Here is an 11,055-nt window from a genome sequence, read left to right on the forward strand (position 1 = left end):
ATACAAATATTCTATACAAATATTCTATATGAACCATTTAAATATGAAGCTCGTTTGATATTGAAGTTTTAGGAGGATTTTATGTTTGAAGTAAACTGGAACAAATTTAATATTAAAAATGCTGATAAAGAAGAGGCGTTTGAAAGAATGTGTAGGCACTTATTTATGCGTAAATTTAAAATAAGCGGGTATGAATTTTCTGTAAATTATAATCAGACAGGTCTTGAAACAGAACCTATAAAATCAGGTGGAAAATTCTATGGGTTTCAATGTAAATATTCTACAAGTCATAATTCGACTTTATTTTATGACCAAGTATATAATTCATTGAAAAAAGCTTTCACTCTCTATAAGGGAAAACTAGATGAGATCTATATCTATTCGAATCTAAATATTAAACCAGAATGTACAAGCGAAGAACTGTTAAATGATAAATTAACAACATCAAGAGTTATGATTCAAAAAGAAGCTAGAAGAATGAATATAACTATACATTGGATAAAGGAAGAAAACTTTACCCATATACTTAATGAAGTTGAGAATCATGATATATATCGTATGTATTTTTCTTCGCAAAATGAAATTGCATTTATTGATTCTTCCGTAACAGTTGAAGAAAAAACTTTTTTGAAATCAAACTCTTTTTTAGAAATATCTATTAATGGCTTTGAGTATACACAGATTGAGAAGGAAATTCTAAAAAACAATTTCAGTGTTATTCTGGGATATGCCGGTACTGGAAAGACAGAAATATTAAAGAAAATTTATGTGTGTAGTTCGGAAAAATTTTTAGAAAACTACTCCCAAAATAATAAAGTTTCAATTGAATCTATTCCTATACCTATATATATCAGATTAAGAGAATGTGTAATGGGTGATTTAGAATCACTTATTAGAAACAGATTGAAAGATTATTCAATTCCTTTTGGTGATAATGGACAAAAATGCTTATATATTTTTGACGGGCTAGATGAAATTAGTATTTCAGATGTTGATAAAACTATTTCTTTTATGAAAATGTTAAAAAGAAGAAAAAATACTGAAAATATCATTGTGTCTTCAAGACTAAATTCTCCTAACTTGACGTTCTTATATAGGGAAATGGATCCGAAAATTTACCAAATTGATGCTTTAAATCATGAATTTATTGATAAATACTTTGTTGCTAAAGCAGTACAGTCTAAAAGCGAAAAATATGAAAGTGTCAAAAGTAAGATCAAGAGTTTGCTAATAGAGATTGATGACATATTTTCAGTGAATTTATTATGGGAGTATATTGAAAATGTTGATGACTCTACAACTAAAATTGATTTGATTTCTCATACTTTTTATAGCTTATTGAATAGTTCTAAAAAAATAAAAAATTTGAAATTGCCTGAAGTGAAGATTACTAGTATAGAGGAAATACTTCAAGAAGTCTCCTATTTTTTACAGTTAAATAACACCCTCAATTTAACCGTAAATGATTTTCAGAATATTATTAGTACGTTGTATAGCAAGCTCACATACTATGAAATAGATTCGATAATTAATTCTCTAACTGAATTGTTTTTTGATGTAGCCCATGGAGAGAAAATTCAAATTAGATATTCATTTAAGCATAAACGTTTTCATGAGTACTTTCTGTATAAGAAAATAAAACATAATTTTTATAATGATCCATTTTTATTGAGAGATTTGGGCTTGTTTCCAGACAAAGACTTTGTACTCAATATTTTTCTTTTCCAAGAATTGAAAGAAAGCATTCGAAATAGAGATATTCTCAAGAACTTGTCTCTACGTTTCTTTGAAGCTTACTTAGGGAGAGATTACTGGTACCATTTTAAAAATGGATTAATTGGTCAGAGGAGTGATTATGGTGTTGGTGATGAAAGCTATCTACAATCAGACAAATTAGTAGATGTCATTTGCACTAAAGAATACAAAGATCTAAAATCGTTTATCAATAACCAAGGAATCGGGATTAAATCATTTCTTTCTCAAAATAATTATTGGGATTTCATTAAAAAATATATTCTTCGTCAGAATGTAGATATTCGTTTATTCCTAAAAGCGGAATACAATTTAAGTGATGGTTTTGAAGAAGAGGCTTATAAATTGAATCCTTGTGCATTTTGGTTTTACAAATGTAAACAAGATAAAGCTTCATTCAAAAAAATATATACTAATGTGATTAGTAAATTTAATCTTGAAAATGTTGACTCTGAGCTAAATTATCTATATAGACAAAATAGTGCGATGAAAACTTCTGGTTATTTCGAAATAGGTCTCGAATTTTACGTGGATCAATTGGAGAAAATTATACCTGAACTGGGTAACGATCTTCTAGAGGTATTATGCTTTACACTTCTAAGAACCCAAAATATATACTATTTATTTGGAGAAACGCTTCAAAAACTAAGGAACATTTTGAAAGAGAGACTCAATAGTTCTACAAAACCAATCTATAAGCTCAATTCAATTATTGTTCATAATTTGTTAGCTGGAAGTAGAACTGAAGATAATAAATTTTTGATGGAAAGATTCAATGAAGTAAATAAAAATCATTACGGAACATGGGAACGTAATCTTGAGGCTAATAGCTATATTACGATTTTGTTAGAGAATGAGGAGAGACTATGTTCTCGTGAATATGCTCTCGGTGTTGAGATCAGAAAAACTATTATTGATTTTCATACAACCAAATCGGGTGCTCTGGAATTAATCATAGATTGTGTGAAAAAATATAATTTCATTTATGATAATTGGTTTTCTTATAACAATTCTCAACTGATAGGAGAGATAATATCTAGATTTGAGTTTGATGAGAATCAGCTTAAAAAATTCATAAAAAATTTGCTGGACTATAAAAGTGTGATTTCTATAACAACAGTTCTATACAATGTATTTCTAAGGAATAAAACCTTGTTTAAAAGTATAACCAACATCAAAATGTTAGTTAATATCAATGAAGAAGAACTAAAGAACCTATCCTATTATGATACTAACACCGATAGTAATTATCTTTTTGCAGCAATGATGTCCTGCTTCGATATGTCAAAAGCTGACGAGTTTTTGCTAAAAGCAATCAATAACAGTATCTACAGACCCGCTTTCAGAAAAGACGATATCATATCATATTTACTACCAAGGTGTATTTTTTTAGGACATCAAAGTAATTGGTTTGATGAGTATGAATTAAAAGTTTTGCTAAATGACACGTATTCAATGTTAACGATTATGAAATCAACAACTGATCAAGGAGGAAATCTTGAATATTTTAAATACGTTTTAGAACTGTGTATTCCCGATTCGCCTATATTAAATGATATTTATGACGTAATATCAGTTGATATATTTAGTCATTTTGAAACAGATTCACCTACAGTAGATTTGAAAAACATCTCGCTTACTGAGTTGAATGAGTACTATAGTTGTAAAATTCATGGGATAAATTATTCTAAAATTAACACATGGAAAACTCTTGTGGAGATTGAAAAATCTGTGGATAGTGAATTGACACAGATCTTTGAAGTATTGAAAAAAGCGTCTTTCCCTGAACAACATGGTGGTAAAATTAATAACTATTTTCACATAGTCACATCTACACTATTAGATGATGATAGTACAAAAGAGCAAATTATTACTTTTATATTAAAACAAGGTGGAAGATATGGACTAATCAATATGATTTCTGCATTTTCCATCCTTGGAAAAGATGATCTGGCTCGAAAATATATCCATCAATTATTTTTATTATGTAAGGCGCTAGTATATCCTAACAAGGACTATTATTTAGTTAATCAGCTTCAAGAAAACGAAATATCTGAAATAAACAATTTAGTTGTCAATAGTAAGAAACTTGAATGGATATCACATGATGAGAAACAAGAAATGATTTATCTGAAAAATCCAAATATCAAAATTATTTGGTTCGAAATTGATAAAGATTACCCATTTGATGAGCCGTGGGCAACAAAGCACCCTGATTCTAATGCATTTAAAGTTGATTATACAATAGTGAACAATGGAATAAATATAGACAGTTTTTCATTAGTTTATGTGGATGGATATCGTGCGTTATTACCTCTGCCACAAAACGATACTAATGTAATCCGGAGAAAAAATTATCGACTTAGCCTTTTGTTTAACGATGAGAAAATCCTGCATAATTATATTAAAAGAAGTGGGTTAATTGTCGAATAATGAATATTTCAATTAATTTTTTATACCAAGAGATGAAAATAACTATATTTTATTATCCTGTTATTTTTCTCATCCAAATTAAAAAGGAGGGGATTAGATGCGTCAGCCGATAGAAGAACCCATATTTTATTCTTATCCTGGAATGGTAGCGATGGTGACTTCACGTCATGAGGGAGTTCAGAATGTGATGGCGTCCGGATGGCATACATACATCGGATCATCACCAGGTGTATATGGCATCTCCCTTCGTAAGGAAACATACTCCTATGAACTCATTGAGAAGAGTGGCGTATTCGGTGTTCATTTCCTGCCAGGTCATCGATCGGAGTGGATTCAAGCTGCAGGAACGTTTAGCGGAAGAGATACGGATAAATTCACAAGATTCGGCATTCCGTATGAGGAAGGAATCAAGGTAAGTGTACCGATTTTGACAGACGCTTATTTTGCTTATGAATGCAAGGTTATGGAGATTACGACATATGGTGACCATGAATGGATTGCAGGGGAAGTGTTGCAGCGATATCAGGATCAGAAGTACTTTCTAGAGAATGGAATGGTTGATCTGGAGAAGTTGCAAATCCCAATGTACACAGGACGTTCAGCATACCGGATCATGGATGCGAGGACAGAAGAAAAGATTCACCCGTTCCACCTCTAGGGTCCTAGGCAAGAAGAAGCAATTATGAGCAAAACTTTCAATCCGGTCTGACATAGGTTTATAATGGATATTGGCTGCTGAGCAAGTCGGCAGCCTTTTGTTATGAATTCAATTGTTTCAATGAACGAATTCGTGGGTATGCTGGTTTGCGCAAGCGGGACAGGTAATTTTAGCCACTCGATGAAAAGTACTATATTTAACGACAAAATTAGAGTATGATTTTACAGCTATATGGGCTGGCAGGAAAGGTTACATCGGTTTAATCGTTTGTAACTATTAATGTAAAGTATGAGGCTTAATACGGGCGTATAATGCTAAACGTGAACTCACGAATGAATATAAAGAATTTCTTAATAATCAAACTTAATGGACAGGCAACACGTCTTCTTTAAGATTATAGAATCCACACAGAATGTAGCATCATCGGATCGTGCTTCGAACAGGAGCTTTTCTTATGTTGTAAATGAAAGATGGAAGGTGCAATACGTATGTTAATGACAACCAGAACGATCAGGAGTTCCTTTATGCCCCCAACACCGATGTTGTTGACTCACAGTAACAAGGAGGGGCATGCATGTCACAATCGTTAAATCGTAAGAGACATATGAATGGACTTGACGGCTTGCGAGCCATCGCTGTACTTGCGGTAATCGCGTATCATCTGAATTTGGATTTTATTCCGGGCGGCCTGCTCGGTGTAGGGATATTCTTTGTTCTCTCGGGATATTTAATTACAGATATTCTCGTGTCACTGTGGCAGGAACATGGACGCATTTCACTCGGTGATTTCTGGGTAAGACGGGTAAGGCGTTTACTTCCAGGCATGCTGACCATGACAGCTGTGGTGATGATCTGGTTGGCCTGTACAGACCCATCCCGGCTTGCTGCGCTTCGTGGTGATATCGTTTCGGGTGTATTATACATAAGCAATTGGTGGTATATCTTTCACAACGTTTCCTATTTCGAAAGTTTTGGCCCTCCATCACCGTTTGGACATTTCTGGTCACTGGCTGTGGAAGAGCAATTTTATCTTATATGGCCTCTTCTACTGATCGCAGCAATCGTAGTGTTCAAAAGAAAGGGATGGCTGGTCGTCTTCATTGTTGTCGCAGCTGAATTATCTGCTGGCGCAATGGCCATCATGTATAATCCGGATCTGGACCCGAGCCGTGTATATTATGGAACAGACACGCGGGCATTCGCACTGCTTGCTGGTGCTGCTCTTGCCGTGGTGTGGCCTAGTCGCAATCTATCGAACTCTCTGCCTGGCATGAACCGGCTTGTGCTCGATGTGTCGGGACTTGCTGCGCTTGCTTTATTAATCTACATGATGCTGAATAGCAGTGAATACGATCCGTTTCTGTATCAAGGGGGCATGGTGCTTCAGGCTATTGCAACAACGTTGCTGGTAGCGGTGTTGGCTCACCCATCGTCTTTCCTGGCACGTATCATTGGCGCGAAGCCATTACGCTGGATCGGAGAGCGATCCTACGGATTATATCTGTGGCATTATCCTGTCATTATTTTAACCAATCCCGCGGTGGATACGGGAGGAGCACATCCTGTACGAATCATTTTACAGGTTGCTGCAACGGTTGTACTGGCCTCATTGTCCCTTAAATATATTGAAAATCCGATTCGGTACAATGGATTCCGTGATTCTTGGTCCCGATTATGGGGAAGAGGGCGGTCATCGATCGGTATACGTAATGTATGGTGGAAGCGGGCAGGTCTGTTGATGACGATTCTACTGTTGTCCTATACGGTATCGCAGATGATGGTCTCACATGCAGCGAACTCCGACTCCCATTCGGTATCGATGTCCAACACATTGAATGGAGAGAATTCCGTAGCGGAGGAACAGGGACAGGATGTGTTGCCAGCTATTACAGCGACGTCAGGCTCAGGCCAAAAGAGCGATGCTCATACCCATAAACCGGAAGCAGGAACGAAAGATGATCCAGGGAAAAATGAGAAGCCGACAGGAGAGCCTGCTCCAGATTCAAAACCTGACGACCAAGACAATTCAGTGAATCCTGGCAAGGACGGTCAGTCTGAAGATAAGCCGGCTGATGACTCCGTGACGAACGAGAATGATACACCAGATGACGCAGGAGCGAATCAATCCGATGATACGGATGACACACCTGATTTATCTCAGGACAATGAAGAAACGGCTCCTCCTGCCGAGGATGGCAAGGTTCATTATACCGTCATTGGAGATTCGGTGATTTTGGATGCAAAACCGTATCTGGAGCAAAGTATATCGGGAGTGTACGTGGACGGACATGTCGGTCGTCAGATGTGGCAGGCAGGCGATGTATTGGAAGGTCTGAAGCAAAACAATCAAATGGGCAGCAAAGTGGTGCTGGAGCTCGGGACGAATGGTTCATTTAACTCCAAAAACTTGAATGCTGTGCTTGATTATCTGAAGGATGAGGATCGGGTATATCTGGTTACCGTGCGCGTACCTCGTCCGTGGGAACGAACGGTGAACAGGGCGTTGAATGAGGCAGCATCCAAATACAGCAATGTCTCGTTGATTGACTGGAACAGTGCAAGTGAGGGACATGACGAATATTTTGAAAAAGATGGCGTACATCTCACTACGCAAGGGTCCGAAGCTTTTGCAGAACTGGTGAAGAACAGTATCCAATAATACGCAATCCATATTTAATACGATTTAGCACTTATTCATTATATATAGCCTGGGGTGAAGCTACCGACGGCTGCAACAAGAAAGAGCTCTCATTGTGAGGGCTCTTTTTATATGTTATGAACAATACGTCAGCAAAGTAAGTTCCAAACAGGGGAACCGATATTTTTCACCCCTGCATCCGTGGATCGTCACCTTACGGTATGATAGCGTTACCATTTACAATAAGTGTATTCAAATCGCAAGGGGGAATATAGAGATGTTGAAAAAATGGCTTTCGGGTTTCCTGGCAATAACGTTGTTCTCCATTATTCTTGCTGGCTGTGCTGGCGGGGACACTTCAGAAGGAGGCAGCGGCAATGACAAAGTAACCGTCACACTCTGGCACAACTGGACCGGACAGGATGCAAAGTCGGTTGCGATGCGCCAAATTATTGAAGATTTCCGCGCGGCGCATCCAGATATTGAAGTTGTGGATGAAGGCTTGCCAACAGATGGTCTCAAAACCCGGCTTCGCACGGTGGCAGCTGCCAACGAGATGCCAGACCTGTTCGTGATGTGGCCGGATGCCATGACCAAGGAATTTGTGAAAGGTGACCTGTTACAGCCCATTAATGCAGAGCTGGACGCGAAGCCGGAGTGGAAAGATAATTTTATCCCCAATGCACTGGACGGATACACCGTGGACGGGAATATCTACTCCGTGCCCATGAATCTGGCGCCGAGTTCCTTCATTTATTACAATGAGGCTCTTTTCAAACAGTACAATGTGAAAGTGCCTGAGACGTGGGCGGAATTGGAACAAGCGATTGCTACTTTTAATCAAAATAAAGTCATTCCCATGGCACTTGGCAACAAGGCAAACTGGGTAGCACAGTCGACGATATTCAGTACACTGGCTGACCGGATCACCGGCACGGACTGGTTCCTGAAAGCGACAGCACAAGATGGTGCAAGTTTTACCGATCCGCCATTTATTGAAGCCTTGAACAAGATGCAGGAGCTTGGCAACACCAAGGCATTCCAGGATGGATTCAACAGTATCGATGAGACACAGATGATGCAGCTTTATTTCCAAGGTAAGGCAGCGATGGTCATGAACGGCGGATGGGCCTTGGCAAATCTGGTGAACAATGCACCTGAAGAGGTGTTGAACAACACACATATTACGATTCTTCCTCCAGTGGACGGAGGTAAGGGTGAACCAAGAACAACATCCGGTGTTGTAGGAACCGGGTTGGGTGTAAGTAAAAAGCTGAGCGGTGCACAAAAAGAGGCAGCGATGGAGCTGTTCTACGCGCTGGCAGGACCTGATGGTCAGAAGGCCACATTGGATAGCAGCACATTGGTGAGTTACAAGATTGATCTGGACAAAACCAAAGCGCATCCATTGTTCGTAGAATTATATGATCTGATGCAGGAAGTGAAGATTACGCCAGTATACGATTCCAAGCTGGGATCGGCAACGGTTGAGGTTATCAATAATGCATTGCAAGAGCTGCTAATGGGCGGCAAGGCCGAAGACATTGCAGCTAAAATTCAGGCGGCTCAAGCCAATGCTGTTAGTCAGTAACGATTCATCGAACTAGACAGCGATTGCGATCGTACAACTTGACGATGAAGAACCAATGAACTCATCACATATTAGCTGGTTATCCGTTAGAACCCCTTCCCGGCAGGGGAGGGGTTTTAAGTATTGATGAGATAGTCAGTTGCAAGTTGGGAAAGGCATTCAAGGAGGGGAAGTGAACAGATGAACGCACTGCGAAGTCGGCGTTTTATTATGCTGGGGCTGGCCCCGGCAGTCATCATTTATGCATTGTTTGTATTTGTACCGGTCGTGTGGTCAGCGTACTACGGGTTCTTCAATTGGTCCGGCATTGGGGCATCCAAATATATTGGTGTGGATAATTACATTGAGATCTGGCATGATCCTGTATTTTGGCGGGCACTGAAAAATAACGTTATCTTTGTGCTCGCATCTGTATTTGGGCAAATTCCGTTAGCACTGATGTTGGCGGTCATATTACACAAAAGCAATCCATTGCAGCGGTTTCTGCGTTCAGCGGTATTTCTGCCGATGGTGTTATCCACTGTCGTTATCGGAATGATCTGGCAGTATATCTATCATCCACAGATCGGGATATTGAACTTTCTATTGGATGCACTTGGGCTGGAGAGTTGGAAGCTGCAATGGCTGTCCGATGATAAGATTGCAATTTTCTCATTGGTACCGCCGCTGCTGTGGAGCTTTGTTGGGTTGTATCTGATCATCTTTATCTCAGCGCTGCAAAATATTCCAGGCGAGATTCATGATGCTGCCAAAATAGACGGTGCTTCAGGAATCCGGAAGCTGGTATCGGTCTCTTTACCCATGATCTGGGGAACAGTTCAGGTTGCCATCATTCTATGTATTTCGGGTAGCCTCAAATCATTCGATCTGGTCTACATCATGACCAAGGGTGGTCCGGCGCATGCCACAGAACTACTCGCTACGTATATGTACAATTCCACTTTTACCACATACCGTTATGGCTTCGGAAGTGCCATCTCGACGACCATCGTACTGATCTCGTTACTGCTGATCGGAACAAGCCAGTGGGTAACCAGTCGCAAACGAAAAGAGAACCATTAGAGAGGGGGAGCTATAATGCGCGTGACACCTGTATCCATGCCATCACCACGAAGCGGCTCGGGTCATCCGATTCGACGTCTTCGCAGCGGAATTGTTTGGACGCTGCTGACGGTCTATGGTATTTTAACATTGTATCCGTTCTACTGGCTCGTGATTAGTGCGTTCAAAACGAATGAAGATTTCTATAGCAGGCCTTTCGGTCTGCCTGAAAACTGGAACGTAGCCAATTTCAGCAATGCATGGGAAAGCTCCAAGCTGGGGACCGCTTTTGGCAATTCACTAATTGTATCCGTCGGATCATTAATTCTGACGCTGTTTATTGCAGCGTTGGCTTCATTCATCCTTGCCCGCTTCCAGTTTCGCTGGAAAGGGTTAATCATGACCTTCTTTGTCGTAGGCATGCTCATTCCGATTCATAGTACACTTGTTCCTTTATTTATTCTGATGAAACAGATGTCATTGCTGAATACGTACTGGGCATTAATCTTACCGTATACGGCCTTTGCATTACCTACGGCTATTTTCGTGCTTACAGCTTATCTGACAAGTGTTCCACGTGACATTGAAGAGGCGGCTTTTATTGATGGAACAGGGCTGTGGGGGCTGTTTACCCGAATTATGCTGCCGATGTCTGTCCCTGCGTTGTCAACGGTTACGATCCTGAGTTTCCTGCATGCGTGGAATGACTTTTCATTTGCGCTTGTGTTCATCAACAAAACCGGATTGAAAACGTTACCGCTGGCGATTGCGAACTTTGCGGATGGATATCAGACGGATTACGGATTAACGCTTGCTGCCATGACCCTGTCGGTCATTCCAACCATTATTCTGTATCTGATATTCCAGGAACAGGTTATGAAAGGCATGACAGCAGGAGCTGTCAAAGGGTAAGCGAAAGCGCATCCAGAGGAGGAGAAACGT

6 protein-coding genes are annotated in these 11,055 nt (G+C 39.7%); all 6 read left to right on the forward strand.

Annotated features, from left to right (window positions below; genetic code table 11):
* Positions 1 to 81 precede the first annotated feature (81 nt).
* Positions 82 to 4,185, forward strand: a complete 4,104-nt coding sequence (locus tag AC1S8V_RS10590) for an NACHT domain-containing protein (protein ID WP_482073565.1) — start codon at positions 82 to 84, stop codon at positions 4,183 to 4,185.
* Between the two features lie 97 nt (positions 4,186 to 4,282).
* Positions 4,283 to 4,843 (forward strand): flavin reductase family protein, encoded by a 561-nt coding sequence (locus tag AC1S8V_RS10595; RefSeq protein ID WP_482073566.1) that lies wholly within the window; start codon positions 4,283 to 4,285, stop codon positions 4,841 to 4,843.
* 574 nt (positions 4,844 to 5,417) lie between these two features.
* Complete coding sequence (locus tag AC1S8V_RS10600) at positions 5,418 to 7,502, forward strand: acyltransferase family protein (protein WP_482073567.1); 2,085 nt, start codon at positions 5,418 to 5,420, stop codon at positions 7,500 to 7,502.
* A 256-nt stretch (positions 7,503 to 7,758) separates the two neighbouring features.
* Positions 7,759 to 9,072 (forward strand): extracellular solute-binding protein, encoded by a 1,314-nt coding sequence (locus tag AC1S8V_RS10605; protein WP_482073568.1) that lies wholly within the window; start codon positions 7,759 to 7,761, stop codon positions 9,070 to 9,072.
* Between the two features lie 180 nt (positions 9,073 to 9,252).
* On the forward strand, positions 9,253 to 10,134 hold the full coding sequence (locus AC1S8V_RS10610) for a carbohydrate ABC transporter permease (RefSeq protein WP_062833683.1): 882 nt from the start codon (positions 9,253 to 9,255) through the stop codon (positions 10,132 to 10,134).
* A 15-nt stretch (positions 10,135 to 10,149) separates the two neighbouring features.
* Positions 10,150 to 11,025, forward strand: coding sequence for a carbohydrate ABC transporter permease (locus AC1S8V_RS10615; protein ID WP_413775777.1), 876 nt, complete (start codon positions 10,150 to 10,152; stop codon positions 11,023 to 11,025).
* Positions 11,026 to 11,055 lie beyond the last annotated feature (30 nt).

Source organism: Paenibacillus sp. B46(2026) (assembly GCF_056786355.1).